General features: G+C 69.6%; 17 protein-coding genes. 7 read left to right on the top strand and 10 right to left on the bottom strand.

What is annotated here, in order from left to right; genetic code table 11:
* The first annotated feature begins 49 nt into the window (after positions 1–49).
* Entirely contained in the window at positions 50–811 is a 762-nt protein-coding gene (locus IEZ27_RS14445) for an IclR family transcriptional regulator (protein WP_189647645.1), read from the top strand.
* 9 nt (positions 812–820) lie between these two features.
* Here IEZ27_RS14445 and IEZ27_RS14450 read toward each other — a convergent pair whose 3' ends face one another.
* The 6 genes from IEZ27_RS14450 to IEZ27_RS14475 all read right to left on the bottom strand — a co-directional run bounded on the left by IEZ27_RS14450 (position 821) and on the right by IEZ27_RS14475 (position 5,699).
* Entirely contained in the window at positions 821–1,585 is a 765-nt protein-coding gene (locus IEZ27_RS14450; RefSeq protein ID WP_189647646.1) for an IclR family transcriptional regulator, read from the bottom strand.
* 114 nt (positions 1,586–1,699) lie between these two features.
* Positions 1,700–2,272 (bottom strand): hypothetical protein, encoded by a 573-nt coding sequence (locus tag IEZ27_RS14455; protein ID WP_189647647.1) that lies wholly within the window; start codon positions 2,270–2,272, stop codon positions 1,700–1,702.
* Between the two features lie 79 nt (positions 2,273–2,351).
* On the bottom strand, positions 2,352–2,849 hold the full coding sequence (locus tag IEZ27_RS14460; protein WP_189647648.1) for a flavin reductase family protein: 498 nt from the start codon (positions 2,847–2,849) through the stop codon (positions 2,352–2,354).
* Positions 2,846–4,069, bottom strand: coding sequence for a styrene monooxygenase/indole monooxygenase family protein (locus IEZ27_RS14465; RefSeq protein ID WP_189647649.1), 1,224 nt, complete (start codon positions 4,067–4,069; stop codon positions 2,846–2,848). Before IEZ27_RS14465 ends, IEZ27_RS14460 begins: the two co-directional genes overlap by 4 nt.
* Before the next feature lie 99 nt (positions 4,070–4,168).
* Complete coding sequence (locus IEZ27_RS14470) at positions 4,169–5,152, bottom strand: AraC family transcriptional regulator (protein ID WP_125634361.1); 984 nt, start codon at positions 5,150–5,152, stop codon at positions 4,169–4,171.
* A gap of 178 nt (positions 5,153–5,330) precedes the next feature.
* Positions 5,331–5,699 carry a VOC family protein gene (locus IEZ27_RS14475; RefSeq protein WP_189647651.1) on the bottom strand — a complete coding sequence of 123 codons (369 nt, stop codon included), beginning with the start codon at positions 5,697–5,699 and terminating at the stop codon, positions 5,331–5,333.
* 63 nt (positions 5,700–5,762) lie between these two features.
* Between IEZ27_RS14475 and IEZ27_RS14480 the strand changes: the two genes are divergently transcribed.
* Positions 5,763–6,212: a MarR family winged helix-turn-helix transcriptional regulator gene (locus tag IEZ27_RS14480; RefSeq protein ID WP_189647652.1), complete on the top strand. Its 450-nt coding sequence runs from the start codon at positions 5,763–5,765 to the stop codon at positions 6,210–6,212.
* A 455-nt stretch (positions 6,213–6,667) separates the two neighbouring features.
* Here IEZ27_RS14480 and IEZ27_RS14485 read toward each other — a convergent pair whose 3' ends face one another.
* Complete coding sequence (locus tag IEZ27_RS14485; RefSeq protein WP_189647653.1) at positions 6,668–7,744, bottom strand: isoprenoid biosynthesis enzyme family protein; 1,077 nt, start codon at positions 7,742–7,744, stop codon at positions 6,668–6,670.
* 294 nt (positions 7,745–8,038) lie between these two features.
* Between IEZ27_RS14485 and IEZ27_RS14490 the strand changes: the two genes are divergently transcribed.
* Both IEZ27_RS14490 and IEZ27_RS14495 read left to right on the top strand, forming a co-directional pair.
* Entirely contained in the window at positions 8,039–8,473 is a 435-nt protein-coding gene (locus IEZ27_RS14490) for a MarR family winged helix-turn-helix transcriptional regulator (protein ID WP_229823975.1), read from the top strand.
* Entirely contained in the window at positions 8,470–8,814 is a 345-nt protein-coding gene (locus tag IEZ27_RS14495; protein WP_189647654.1) for a nuclear transport factor 2 family protein, read from the top strand. The genes IEZ27_RS14490 and IEZ27_RS14495 overlap by 4 nt, the downstream gene beginning before the upstream one ends.
* Positions 8,815–8,967: 153 nt before the next feature.
* Here the strand turns inward: IEZ27_RS14495 and IEZ27_RS14500 are convergent, their stop codons facing one another.
* Positions 8,968–9,405, bottom strand: coding sequence for an NUDIX domain-containing protein (locus IEZ27_RS14500; protein WP_189647884.1), 438 nt, complete (start codon positions 9,403–9,405; stop codon positions 8,968–8,970).
* 132 nt (positions 9,406–9,537) lie between these two features.
* On the opposite strand from IEZ27_RS14500, the gene IEZ27_RS14505 reads away from it, so the two are divergent.
* The gene (locus IEZ27_RS14505; protein WP_189647655.1) at positions 9,538–9,948 is read left to right on the top strand and encodes a hypothetical protein; all 411 of its coding nucleotides are present in this window, start codon (positions 9,538–9,540) and stop codon (positions 9,946–9,948) included.
* A gap of 137 nt (positions 9,949–10,085) precedes the next feature.
* Positions 10,086–11,534, top strand: coding sequence for an alpha/beta hydrolase (locus IEZ27_RS14510; protein WP_189647656.1), 1,449 nt, complete (start codon positions 10,086–10,088; stop codon positions 11,532–11,534).
* On the opposite strand, the gene IEZ27_RS55505 is transcribed toward IEZ27_RS14510, so the two are convergent.
* Positions 11,445–12,251, bottom strand: coding sequence for a transposase (locus tag IEZ27_RS55505; protein ID WP_379478686.1), 807 nt, complete (start codon positions 12,249–12,251; stop codon positions 11,445–11,447). The genes IEZ27_RS14510 and IEZ27_RS55505 overlap by 90 nt on opposite strands.
* 200 nt (positions 12,252–12,451) lie before the next feature.
* A complete protein-coding gene (locus tag IEZ27_RS14520) occupies positions 12,452–13,195 on the bottom strand; it encodes an SDR family oxidoreductase (protein ID WP_189647657.1) in 744 nt (247 codons plus the stop codon).
* A gap of 71 nt (positions 13,196–13,266) precedes the next feature.
* Between IEZ27_RS14520 and IEZ27_RS14525 the strand changes: the two genes are divergently transcribed.
* Complete coding sequence (locus tag IEZ27_RS14525) at positions 13,267–14,127, top strand: LysR family transcriptional regulator (RefSeq protein WP_189647658.1); 861 nt, start codon at positions 13,267–13,269, stop codon at positions 14,125–14,127.
* The last annotated feature ends 121 nt before the right edge of the window (positions 14,128–14,248 follow it).

Genomic DNA, 14,248 nt, shown 5'->3' on the forward strand with positions numbered 1-14,248 from the left:
AATGGCGCACCAACCAGCACATCGTCTCGTTCAGCGATACGCTGGAGGGGTGACGGAGACAGCCGATCTCGACACCGTGCTGGGCAAGGCGGTGACGATCCTGCGTGCCTTCCGGCCCGACGACCGGGTCGTCAGCCTCGCCGAGCTGGTGCGGCGTACCGGCCTGCACAAGGCGACCGTCCACCGGCTGTCCGGCGATCTGGTCGCCAACCGCCTGCTCGACCGCGCCGACGGCGGCTACCGGCTCAGCGGCGGCCTGTTCGAGCTCGGGATGCTCGCCTCGGTGGAACGCAGCCTGCTGGAGCTGGCGATGCCGTTCCTCCAGGACCTCTACGAACGCACCCACGAGACCGTCCACCTCGGGGTACGGGAGGGACACGACGTCGTCTACGTCGCCAAGATCGGCGGCCACCGCCAGGCCAGGGCGCCCTCGCGCACCGGCGGGCGGATGCCGCTCCACTGCACCGCGATCGGCAAGGCGCTGCTCGCGTACGCCGGCGCCGACCTGCGGCGCGAGGTGCTGACCGGCCCCCTCGAACGCCGCACGCCGCACACCGTCGTCGCGCCGAACATCCTGCGCGGCCAGTTGCGACGCGTCGCGGAGACCGGCGTCGCGTTCGAGGCCGAGGAGTCGGCCGTCGGGCTCGTGTGCGTCGCCGCGCCGGTGCTGGGCCGCGGCGACGAGCCGCTCGCCGCGATCAGCGTGGCCGGCCCCAGCGGCAGGTTCCGGCCCGAGGGCCACGCGACCGCGGTGCGCGCGGCGGCGGCCGCCCTCGCCAGCACGCTCACCAGGCGCGACCTCCTGCGGTGAACCGGACGCTCAGAGGGCGCGGCTGATCGCGTCGGCCGCGGCCGTGAGCGCGGCGACGAGCGGTTTGATCTGCTTGGGGGAGTAGCGCACGCTGGGCATCGAGATCGACAGTGCCGCTTCCGTCGACCCGCTGCGCCCCTTCACCGGACATCCCACCGCGACCACGCCCCGCTCGGTGCGCTCCAGGTTGAGCGCGATCCCGCTCTGCCGAACGGACCGGAGGTCGCGGCGCAACCGTGCCAGATCCGGCAGCTCCTCGGCCGGGTCGCCGCGGTCGTCGGCGGCGTAGAGGACCTCCAGCTCCTCGTCCGAGAGCGCCGCCAGCGCCACCAGGCCGCCGGTGGCCTGGTGGGCCGGGAAGACCATGCCCTCGCGGCTGCCCACCCGCAGGGCCTGCCCGCACTCGACCGAGGCGATGAAACGCACGCTCCGGCCGGTGCGGATGCTGAGGTTCACCGTCTCGTCGATCCGGTCCACCAGCGCCCGCATCGCCCCGAGCGCCGCCGCGCGCAGCGCGCCGACGTCGGACTGGGCACGTTCGGCGAGGGCCAGAACGGGGCCCACCCGGTAGCTGCGGTCCTCGTTCTGCACCGCGAAGTCGCGGTACACCAGCGCGGTCAGCAACCGGTGGGCCGTCGATCGGGCCACCCCGAGACGCTCGGCCGCGGCCGAGACCGTGATCACCCCGTCGAGCTGGAGGATCTGCGCCAGCCGGAGGGCATGGTCGACGCTGTTCGGCGCGTAGGCCGGCGGGGTCTTCATGGGCTTCGCCATGCAGCCGATCCTGACACACCTTTTCCGTCTTACAGAATGCCCTTTTCCAACTCCGTCGGCCCGGCCCCCGCCGTCACCGGCTGCCCGCGAGGACCTGGGCCGACGGCGGCCGGCTCAGAGCGTGATGCCCTTGATGATCTTCGCGAGCTCGGGCACGAGAGGCTGGCTGGCCATCACGGTGACGACGACGCCCTTGCGCTCGACCCAGCCCGCGTACCGCCCGTGGCCGAGCGCGCCGTCGCCCTCCTGGGTGAGCACCTGACGGCCGCCGATCTTCACGGTCTTGGTGTCCCCGGAGAACGTCCCGACGCCGAACGGCGCGTTCTTGAGTTGTGCCAGTGTGCTCGCCTTCGGCCAGCACACCACCCTGATCCACAGCGACCGGTGCCGGCGGTCCACGTCGTCGCGGTCGTCCGACCACTGGTAGCCGTACTCGGTGATGCCGTCGTGCTTGTTGACGACGACCTTTCCGTACGTGAAGCCCTTCGGGACGTGGCCGGCGCGGACTCCCTTGACGGCGGTGGCGCCCCTCGGCGGCTTGTCGATCTTGCTGTCGGACGAGCGCTTCACCTCCGCCTTGGTGGGAACGGGACAGCCCGGTTGCGCCGCCGCCTGGGCGGGGAGTGACACGAGCGCCGCGGCGACCGGCAGTACGGACAGGGTGGCTAGCTTCTGAAGCTTGTTCACATCGGGGTTAGAGGTGACGGATGTGAAGAAAGTTCAGTAGTTCTTGATCGCGATGTGGCCGCCGGAGAGGAGAGGTCCGTCAGGCGTGGCTGGGCAGGCGGCCCTCGCCGGTCGTCATCTCGGGCCAGAACTCCCGGTAGCGGCCTGAGTGGAAGACCAGCGGCTCGCCCCCCGTCCGCTGGTAACACTCCACCGCCCCGACCACGATGTGATGGTCCCCGCCGTCGTGCACACGTTCCGTACGGCACACGAAGCTGGCCAGCGTCCCGGCGAGGATCGGCAGCGGCGTGCCGAGCAGCTCCACCCCGGCGAACTTGTCGGCCGCCGGCGTGGCGAAACGCCTGGACAGGTGGCCCTGGTCGGCGGCGAGGACGTTGACGGCGAACCGCCCGGCCCGCAGGAAGAGCGGCGCGCTGGGCGCCCGGTTCGACAGGCACCACAACAGCAGCGGCGGATCCAGCGAGACCGAGGTGAAGGAGTTGACGGTCACCCCGGCCCGCTCCCCGGCGGCGGTCACCGTCGTGACCACCGCCACCCCGGTCGCGAACTGCCCGAAGGCGTCACGGAGCGATCTCACGCCGTCACCCTGCCGAGATAGGACGCGGCCCGGTCGGCGTCCATGAACCAGTCGGCGTAGTCGGCCGGGTCGTCGAAGCCGTTGACGAACCGGGAGGCGACCTCCGGACACTGCCCGGCGGCCCCCAGCAGCGCCAGGTGGTGGGGTTCGGCGGGCGCCAGCAGGGCGTTGGTCCAGTTCGTGACGTGCTGGGCCTGCGTCCAGAACCGGTCGAAGGTCCGCCGCATCCAGTCCGCGTCGAACGGCTGCCCGTCCCGTTCCACGATGGCCCGCAGGTAGGTGGCGGCGCACTTGGCGGCGTTGTTGCTGCCCTGCCCGGTGATCGGGTCGTTGAGCACCACGACGTCGGCGACCCCGAGCACCGGCGCGCCCGACGGCAGGACGGCCACAGGACGGCGGACCGTGGGCGCGAAGCGGCCGGTCAGGACCGCGTTGGCGTCGGTGAGCTCGATCCCGGCGCAGCGCTCGGCCTCCCACGGGAAGAACGTCTCCAGGATCCGGCGGCTGCGGGCCAGGTGCTCGGCGGGGCCGCGCACGTCGCCCCAGCAGTCCATGGGCCCGTCCGGCACGCCCTCGAACACCATGATCTCGCAGGGTCCGGTGTGCGTGAGCGCGGGGAAGACGAAGTACTCGCCCACGCCGGGGAGCAGGTTGAAGCAGACCGCGGAATGATCGGGACGCGGGGCGAGGCCGTTGACGTACGTGACCGCCAGCGCGCGCTGCGGGGTGGCGTACGGGGAGCGCGAGGGGTCCCGCTCGAAGAGCGAGGCGATCTGCCCCTTGCCCGCCGCGACCAGGACCAGGTCGTACCGGGCCGCGTAGCTCTCCAGGTCCTCGGGCGTGGCGTCGTGCAGGACGAGCTTGCCGCCGAGCCGTTCGAACTCGCCCAGCCACGCCGGCATCTTCAGCCGCTGGTCGACCGAGCGCGCCGGGACGTCCAGCCGTGCCGCCCAGTCGAGCGCCTTGCCGCCCTCCGGGCTCGGGACGGTGAGCGCGATGCCCTCGACGGGCGGGCAGACGCCGGCCCACCAGTCCAGGCCGAGCTCGCGTTCGTGGGCCTGCGCGGTGCCGAACATGGCCTGGCCGGACATCACCCGGCCGTCGCGGATGGACTCGGGGGTGCGATTGGAGACCACGGTGACGTCGTAGCCGTGCTGGAGCAGGCCGATGGCCAGGTGGAGACCGGCCTGGCCGGCGCCGACGATGAGGATGTCGCGCATGGGTGGTGTCCTTCGGGTGTCGTGTGGAGGATCGGATCGGCGCCTGACAAGAACGGTACGGGCGGCGCGTCCACCCGGGCCATCCGCTGAGCGCGGATCTCATCCGCCTGACGCGGGCCCTCCGCGCAACGTCTCCGACGGCGGCTGCCCGTACCTCTCGCGGTACTGCGCGGCGAAACGTCCCTGGTGCAGGAATCCCCATCGGGCGGCCACCGTGGTCACCGTGGCTCTGGCGGGGTCGGCCGTTCTGAGCTCGTCGTGCACCCGCGCCAGCCGTACCCGCCTGAGGTGGGCCATCGGGGACATCCCGAGATGCGCGCGGAACCCCTCCTGGAGGGAACGGCTGCTGACGGCGACGGCGCCCGCGATGTCGGTGGTGCTCACCGGGAGGTGCGCGTGCCCTTCGATGAACTCCATCGCCCGTCGTACGACCTTCGGCAGCGCGGCCGGCCTGGGCGCCGTCAACCGTTCCAGGTAGTTGGACGGCTGCATGGTCAGCAGCAGGGTGATCAGGGCGTTCTCCAGGTGGGCGACGGCCAGCGGGTGGCCGGCCAGCCCGTCGTCCCGTTCGGCCTCCCGTACGAGCAGGTCGGCCATGTCGCGCCAGGACCTGGTCCAGCCCGTCGTCAGGTCGATGCCCAGGTCGAAGACGACCGGACCGTCGAGCTGCTCGCCGAGCATCTGTTCCAGGGATCGTTCGATCGCGGAGCGCTCGAACTTGACCAGCAGCTGGGGGCACCCGGCGGCCCAGCGCATGTCGAGGTGGCGCGTCGGCGACGGCAGCGCGGCCAGGGACGGGCTGGAGACGATCTCCTTGTCCCCGGCCCGGATCAGGCTGCGCCCGGCGAGCGGGATCATCACCAGGAAGAACGTGTCCAGGTCGCCCGGTTCGATGTGCACGTCGGCCCCGTAGTCGAGGTAACTGACCCGGACCGAGCCGAGCTGCACGGAGTTGAACCGGGCCGACAGCAGGCCCGCGTCCCCGGCCAGGTCCAGCCGGTGCGGGCAGAACACCTTGGCGACCTCACCGCGGACCTCGTCGAGGTCGGAACTGGCGAAGACGGCACGGTTGCTGAGGAGCACACCAGATGATCGGCCGTCCCCGCTCCGGCGTTCCATGTAAAAGTACGCACAAACCGTGGCCTGCTTGCGTGCAGCCCGAGATCGCCGCAATGTCGGAGTGCCTGGCGACGTGCCTGGCGATCAGTGCCGCGACGGCGACCGAGTGCCCCCGGTGGCACCGGGAACCAGGGCGCTCGCCTCAGACGCGGTCATGGAGCGTGATCTGATAGCCGTCGGGGTCGGCGAAGGTGAACGTCCGGCCGAAGGGGCCGTCGATCGGTGCGGAGACGATGGTGTGACCGTCGGTGACGAGAGCGTCGTGGATGGCCTGGACGTCGGTGGCGTGGAGCCAGATCGCGGCACCGATGCCGGGCTGGGCAACGGAGGCGAGATCGGTGCCGGGAAGGACGTCGCGCAGCGCGAACGCGATCGGCTTCGTCTCGAAGACGACGGCGTGCGGAGGTCCGGCCGGCGAGCGGACGAGTCCGAGGTATCGCTCGTAGAACGCCTGCGAAGCGGCGAGGTCGCGTGCCTGCAGCGAGATGAAGTCGGGGCCGGTTACGGGCATGACGATGCTCCTTCTGTTCGTGTCAGTTTCCTGACACGGGTCAATGTATGTCAGAATACTGACATGAGTCAAAACGGTGCCGGCATCGACCTGGACAAATCGCTGGGCTACCTGCTGAAAGAGGCTTCGAGCGCCCTGCGTGCGGCCATGGAGGAGGTGCTGCGGCCACTCGGGATGACCGTGACTCACTACTCCTGCCTCGAACTGCTGGCCCAACGGCCCGGCCTGTCGAACTCCGAGCTCGCGCGCGGCGCGTTCGTGACACGGCAGTCGATGAACGTCCTGCTCCAGACCCTGGAACGAGACGGCTACGTGACCAGGCCCGCCGAGGCGCCCGTCGGGAAGGCCCTGCCCGCGCGGCTCACGCCTCGCGGCCGACGGAGCCTGGAGAAGGCGAGCGCCGCGGTCCGGTCCGTCGAGGTCAGAATGCTGGGCGGCATGACCGAGACCGAGCAGTCGGACGCGTTCCGGATCCTGCGGGGCATGATCCATTCTTTGCGCGACGGCGCATGACCACAGACTTCGAGCCGCTTCACCGGTGTTGCAGGGTTTCGACCAACCAGTCGAACAGGGCCGCCGAACGCGGACCACAAGAGGGCCCTGTATTCACCTCTGGGAAGCCTGGCGAGCGCTTTCACGACAAACGTGACCGCTGTCGGGGCGCTCAGCACAAGAGTGAGCCAATTCAGAAATGTGGCCCAACCGGATCCCCGCAACGGGCCTGACGACAGAAGTGCCGTGACCACCGGGATGACGAGAAGCAGGCCGAGCAGGCTGGCCGAACAGCCGTCCCCTCCGCTCGCCCCTGACTGCACACCTGAGCGCGACGTGTCGGTCGACGGTCCGGGAGGTCCATGACGTCATGCTCATTCAGCCTCTCGATCAAGGCAAGTGTCCACATCCGGCCGCGATCCGCATGGCCGGCGAGCCGTCCCCGAGGCCCCGTCGGGCGGCTGCGACCGGGTGGCTCAGCTTGATGTGATGAGCTCGGCCCAGCGGTAGCGGTCAGAGGTGAGGTGCCAGTGAACGTAGCCCTGCAACTGGTGCAACAGGTGCGGCCGCTGCTCCGGGGTGCCCAGCTCGTGGATGCGGTTCATGCTTGCCACTGCCCGCCGGAAGGTCTCCTCGTAGACGTCCATCAACGGCATCCCGTTCTGGACGGCCTTGCGGAAGATGCGGTTCGTCGTGAACTGACCGCCCAGGATTTCTTTGTAGGAGGACATCACGTCATTGATGTCGATGAAGAAGTTCCCCCAATCGCCCAGCGCGGCGCCCCAGTACGCGACGGTGTCGTCGAACTTGAGACAGGGATAGGCCACACTCATCGCCGTGGCGTAGTACTCGCCGAATCCGGACCGTACGCGCACGTATTCGGTGTCGACGTCGTCGCGCGCATCGCGGGTGTTGTAGGCCGACTCCAGGACGACCCCGAAAAGCGACTGGTGAAAGAACGTCTTGTACAGGCTCAGGAAGTTCGCCGAGCAGAATCGGGAGAACTCGTTGAACATGTGCTCGGTGTAGACCGACTGCGGATGCAGGGCGGAGTCGAGGACGACCCTGGTGTGCCGAGGCTGGGTGACGCCCTTGAGCACGGCGGCCCGCAGCTCCCGGAACGCGGCCTCCGGCCCCTGGTCGCAGTCGTCGTCGACGATCGTCGGCAACAGGATGCTGCGGCTGAGCGCCATCCCCAGGTCGGCTTCGTCCACCGGGATCATCAGCTGGCGGTAGGTGCACATGATCTCGACATAGGCCAGATCGCGCGAGATCCCGAACTCCGCGAGTTCGGCTCGCAGGAACCGGGCCTCGGCCCGTACTCGGGCGGGGTCGGCGCTCGGGCGGTAGCCGTCGGTCAGCGCGGCGATCCGCCGCGGATACCCGGCCCGGACGAACTCCCGCCGGAACCGCGACAGGTCGTCGGGCGGCGGGGAACCGGCCTCCGAGGACGAGCCGGTGTCCGGGGATGATCCGGCGTCCTGGAGGAGGTCGAGCCGGGCTGCGGAGGTGCCGAGACCGGTGGGCCTGGTCGGCACAACGGGGGATCCCACACCCGGCTCCGTACCCGTCGGCCACCCTCAGTAATCGACAGCCACGATACGGCGATCGTTGCGGGTGCTCATCGGCTGACGGTCTCGGCCGGGGGCCCTCCCGATATGGGGGCAGAGGCGAATCGGCGGGTCGAGACGTACAACAGCAGGAGTGCGAGGGCGGTGACCGCTGCTCGGGAGAGAATGCGCCGGGCGGCCGAGCCGGTAGCCACAGCGGCACCACGCAGTGCAGATCCCACTCGACGCCTTGGGCATACTCTTGATGGCATCAAGAGTTGACGATATAAAGAGTCGGTGCATGAAGAGACGTCCGAGGACAAGTTCTTCCGCGAGCTCGGCGGCGTATGTGCCGATCTGCGCCAGGCGTTCGCCCGGCACGTGGGCATGAGCCCGCACCGAGTGCAGGTGCTCATCCGGCTGCGGCGTAACGGCGAGACCAGTCACAGCGATCTGCGCCAGGCGCTGGGCATCGACGGCGCGAGCGTCACCCGGCTGGTCAAGGAGTTCGAGGCCGAAGGGTTGGTCGGGCGGCGTCTCGACCCGGCTGACAACCGCTACACCCTGGCAGCCCTGACCCCCGAAGGTGAGCGGGTGGCGGCCGACCTGGAGCGATCGCATCAGGCGTACCAGGAGCGGCTGCTCGCCGGCGCCACCGCACAACAGCGAGAGGTCGTGCTGGACGTCCTACGGCGCGTCCGCGCGAACGTGACCGAACAGGAGAGCCGATGACCGACGCAGTGCGGGCCGCCGCGCGGCGCATGTACACGGCGTTCAACGCCCGTGAGTACACCTCCATGGAGGAGATCTTCACGACGGACTTCTTCAGCCATCCCCTGGGAACCACCGGTCCCGAGAGTGTCACCCGGGCATGGCGACGGTTCCACGAGGCGTTCCCGGACGTTCAGGTCGTCGTCGAGGACATGGTCGTCGAGGGGAACACGGCCGCCGTCCGTACGAGCGTGCGGGGCGTCCCCGGCGGGCAGCCGCCGACCATGCTGGAGATCTTCCGGGTGCGTGACGGGCGGATCGCCGAACTGTGGGGCCTGTCCTCCCTGCGCCGCGACTCCTGAAACCGGCCCCCACCGTCCGCGGTGACGGCCACCGTCGGCCGGTTCCCGCGCGAGCTGGCCGCCCTGCTGTCGGACCGGATGGACGGCTTGGCCGAGCGCAGCCGTCCGTTGCAGGACCTGGACGAGCGGCTCATCGCCGCACTGCAGCGGGCGTCACAGGCCGATGTTGGCCTTGGCTCCCATGTAGCTTCCGGCTCCTGGCCATCCGGCTTGGGCCAGCTCGACGAACCGGTCGGCGAACCCGAGCGCGGGCAACTCGGTCAGGGGTACGAACTCCACGCCGCGGATCGGGGTGGTGTCGGCACCCGCCGTGATGGCGCCGACGGTGCCGCCGATGCGGGCGGCCTCGAACGTCATGTGCACGACATGAGTGTCGCCGCCGGGTAGGTGGTCGCACACGTACAGCAGCCGGCCCACGCTGACCTCGACACCGGTCTCCTCGCACATCTCCCGCACCAGCGCGTCGCCGATGGGCTCGCCCGGTTCGACCTTCCCGCCGGGCAGGGAGTACGAACGGCCGGTGTCGGTGTCCTGGTCGAGAAGGAGGATCCGGCCGTCCTCGATGAGCACGCCGGTGACTCGTACCTTCATCACCTGCGCACGGTATCCCAGCGACCGGGGCCGGGCAGGGCGTTTGAACAGGCGAAGGTTGTGGTGGCCGCCGGAGGGCTGGGCACTCGCGTGCGGGGATGGGCGCGCTACCTGCCCAAGGAGTGGCTGCCGGTGGAAGGCGCACCCGGGATCGTACGGCTGCTGGAGGAGATCGCGGTGCTGGGCGAGGCCGGTGTGGTGATCGTCTACCAGCCGTACTACGAGCCGTTCGTCGCGTGGGCGGGTCACGCCCTGACCGGCGGCGGGGGCGAGCGGTATCTGCGTGCGGCCGACCTGTCCCTCTTGTGCGGCGGGCCGGTCGCTGAGATGACGGTGGAGTGGGTGGTCCAGGCGGGCGCCTACTGGCGGTCGAGCAGGGACACAAGCCGCTGTCACTGCTCGTCACCGCCGGCCACCGGCATGACAGCTTGCAGTTCCAGCTGGTCCTGGAGGCCGCCGCCGCGCAACCGAGGGCTCGTGAGGGGGCATCGCAGCATGAAACTACCCGCACCGGCACAGCCGCCCTACGACACGCCGACCTGACAAAGCACTACCAGTCCGCTGATCTTTCTGTGAGGACTTCCAAGGGCCGTACCTGACGAACCATCGTCCGTTCGGCCGATGCGGCAGGCCCGAAAGGCCGATGGCCGGGGGCTGGTGAGCCGGGGACGATCTAGATCATGAAATGGACCCCTCTCGTCACGGGCTTGGCGCTGATCGCGGTAGTGGTCCCGGCGGCGCCTGCCGCTGCGACCGGCCAAGAGACCCAAGCGGCACGTGTGACCAGTACAGACGCGATCGGCTGGCGAGCCTGCGGGAAGGAGCCCGGGGCCGAGTGCGGCACCCTCGCCGTGCCGGTGGACTGGGCGAAGCCGGACGGGCCGCAGGTCTCGCTGAACATGACGCGGCGCAAGGCCACCGGACAACGGATCGGGGTGCTGTTCTACAACCCGGGTGGACCAGGGACGGGGGCGGCTGATCTGGTGCGGGATTGGGCGCCGTACTACTTCTCCGAGGAGTTGCGCGAGCGGTTCGACATTGTCGGGATCGATCCGCGCGGGGTTGGTGGCAGCGAGCAGATCCAATGTGGGAAGGCGGTGCATGATCCGGCTGTCACGCAGTTTCCTGCGACGCGGCGGGAGTATGACCGGCTCGTCGCGCACAACCGGGCCGTGGGCGAGAGTTGCGGGCCGCTGATCCGGCACATGGACACCGGGAGCGTGGCGCGGGACTTCGACGCGGCGCGGGCCGCGCTGGGCGAGGAGCAGATCAGCTACCTGGGACGGTCCTACGGGAGCATGCTGGGGACCGAGTACGCGCGACAGTTTCCCCACCGGGTGCGGGCGATGGCTATGGACGGGATCGTCGATCACGGGATGAGCTCGCGCCAGATGGTGCGCGATGCCGCGGCGGCGGTGGAGGACGGGTTCAGCAGGTTCGCCGGGTGGTGCGAGCGGACGAAGGAATGTGAGCTGCACGGTCGGTCCGTACCGCAGGTGTGGGATGCGCTGGTGCGCAAGGCGGAGGAGACGCCGATCCCGGTGACCGGCGGGCGTCCGCTGACGGCGGACGAATTGCGCTACGTCGCGTACGCGATGCTCACGATGGCTCCTGACTTCAACGGTGGTCTGGCCCGGGGCATCGTTCAGGCGGAACGGGGCGATGCGGTGATCTTCGGGCAGATGCGGGCCGAGGCGCTGGACAACCCTGGGACGACCTCGGCCTACCGGGCGGTCCTCTGCCAGGACATCAACCCTGAGATCAACGGATTCTCACAGCTCAGGACGCGGGCTCGGGACGCCGTGCGGAAGGCTCCGCACATGCGCGGGACGTCGGAGTTCTGGGACATGACGACCGGATGCCTGGGATGGCCCGTCCCGCCGTCCAATCCGCAGCGGCCGGTGCACATCACCCAGGCGCCGCCCGTTCTGCTGGTCGGGAACACGCATGATCCGGCAACGCCGCTCGCCTGGGCCAAGAGCCTGGCCAGGGGCATCAAGGGGTCACAGGTGCTGACCTATGACGGCGACGGGCACACCTCATACCTGCGTAACGCCTGCGCGACCGGGAGCATCGATCGTTACCTGATCTCCGGGACGCTCCCTGTGCCCGGCACGGTCTGCCGCTGAACCCGGTGCGGCTCGGGTAGTCAGCAACAGCGTCCAACCTGCGGGTTCCCGGCTCGTTCCAGCTCCCCCAGGGGGTCCCCGCCGGGAGCCGCTCGGGTCGTGCGTTGTGTCCTGTTCGGTGTCAGCCGACAGCAGCGGTACGGCCAGCAGGTGGTCGACGGCCTCCTCGGCGGCGGGACACGCGGTCGGGTTCATCTCCTGACAGGCCGGGTGAGCTGAGGCGGCCCATGGCCCGAACGTGCCGACGCTGTTCGGCACCCCAGATTGGTGCAGGCGGGTGGCGAATGCCCGGGGTTCGGGCAACGTGACCTGCCAGCAGGCGCTGTAGCCGTTGGGTTCGTCGCCGTCGGCCAGGACGATCCGGCTCAGTTCGGGCATGTTCCCGACCAGGTCGCACAGCAGCAAGCCCTCGCGCTGCCATCGGCGGAACAGCCCGTAGACCGTCTGCCATGGCCCGTAGCATGCGGGCACATCCCGCCAGGGAGCGCCGGTCCGTACTCGCCATCGGATCCCGTCGATGAGCCGTCGTTTCGACCAGATGGCCGGGCGTCCTCGCCCGGCCGCACCCGGCAACAGCGGCTCCAGCATCGCCCATTGCGCGTCTGTCAGATCCCCGCGACCCACACCATGATCATCACATGAGAGCGGCACACCGAGATCACTTATGAAACACGCCCCTAGCCCCTCCAGCACCGGCGGACGGATCCCGGCCACCACTCCCCGAGGCCCGGTACAGCGCTATCCCCTGCACCAGCGCGGACACGTTGCTACCGACGCCGACCACGGCGACCTTCACTCGTTCGATCATGAACGCAAGGCTACGGCCGCCCGCCCAACGACGCCGGCTAGCAGTTGTAGATGCCGCCCCCGGCCTGCTTCAGCTCATGTTGCCGTACTTCCAGTCAGTCGTGTGGCGATCACCAGGGCACCACGCCGTCATCGTCGAAGAATCCGCCGGTCGGGCCGTCCGCGTCCAGGGTGGCCAGCCGCACCACGATCGCGGCGCCGTCGTCGGCCGTGCGAGTGACGGGGAGGCCGAGGTGCTGGGTGAAGTCCGTCGCGCAGGCACCCGGGGTGCAGGCGTTGATGAGGATGCCTTGTTCCCGAAGGTCCTTGGCGTACTGCACGGTCAAGGAGTTGAGTGCGGTCTTCGACGGCGGGTACGCCGCGTGCCCCGACAACCGGGACATGTAGTGATCCGGATCGGTCATATAGGCGAGCGAGCCGATACCGCTGGACACGTTGACGATGCGGGCCGCCGCCGATCGCGACAGCAGCGGCAGCATGGCGTTGGTCACCGCGATCACACCGAAGAAGTTGGTCTCGAACACCCGCCTGACCAGGTCGAGGTCGGCGGCCGCCGGCTCCGTAGGACCAGGGCTGCCGGAGATTCCGGCGTTGTTGACCAGTACGTCAAGGCGGCCGAAGCGTTCGCCGATCTGGACGGAGGCCGCCTCGATCGTCGCCGCGTCGATGACGTCGAGCGCGATGGCGTGTACGTCACCCCCACCGGACCTGAGCGCCTCGGCAGCCTCCTCACCACGCCCGAGATCCCTGGAGCCGAGAAGGACCGTCGCGCCGCGGTCCGCGAGCCGGCGGGCGACGGCCCGCCCCACTCCTCTGTTCGCCCCCGTGATCAGGGCGATCGTCCTGTCGGTCATGGGGACGACCTCACCACCGGGGGCCACGGCAGGACAATGCCCAGCTGAGTCTCGGCCGATACCCTCACGGTATGGATCGCTTACAGACCCGCGAACTCGCGTTCTTCGTGGCGGTCGCCGAAGAACTGCACTTCGGCCGGGCGGCCGAGCGGCTCGGCCTCGCGCAGCCGCCGCTGTCCAGGGCGATCAGCCGGCTGGAGCGCCGGATGGGCGTGCTTCTGCTGGAACGCACCAGCCGAAGGGTCACGCTCACCCCGGCCGGCGAGGTGTTCCTCACCGAGAGCCGCCGGGCCCTGGACGCGGTCGACGCAGCCGTGCGACGCGCCCAGCGCGCGGGCCGGCCCGCCGCGCGGCTGGTCGTGGTGATGAAACCCGGTGGTGACTGCGGCCTGATGCCCGACATCCTGGCCGCCTACGATGTCGACCCGGACGCGGTCCCGGTCGACATCGTCCTGTGCTCGGCCCACGAGCGCGCCGGGATGATCCGCGATGGCCGTGCCGACGTCGGCCTGCTGCACCGCTCGAACACCGACCTGACCGGTCTCGACTTCGCGGAACTCCTGATCGAAGACCAGGTCGTCGTCCTCCCCCACAACCACCGCCTGGCCAGCCGGGTAAGCGTGAGTCTCGCCGACCTGACCGGTGAGACGATGCCCCACTGGTCTGCCGACACCACCAACGGGCTGTCCGTACAAGACGTCGGCCAACTCATGCAGTTCGTCGCGCTCGGCCGCGCGGTCGCCGTGGTGCCCGCATCCGTACGCGGCCAGCTCCGCGCCGACCTGGTCTGCGTACCCGTCACCGACGCCGAGCCCACCACCCTCATCCTCGCCTGGCCACAAGGACACCGAACATCTGCACTCGCAGCATTCGTCCGCACCGCAACCACCGCCGCGGCCCACCGGCAAACCAAGCAGCCATACCGCGGGTGAATGTCAGCAGTCGGGGGTCGGGCGACGGCGGTGTCCAGGCGTTGCACGGGGTGGCAACTGCTATCCCCGGGGGACCGGCTACCGGCCGGCCGCGAGCTGGCCTCGTCGCTGGGGGTCAACA

The sequence above is a fragment of the Nonomuraea spiralis genome (assembly GCF_014648435.1).
Lineage (GTDB): Bacteria > Actinomycetota > Actinomycetes > Streptosporangiales > Streptosporangiaceae > Nonomuraea > Nonomuraea spiralis.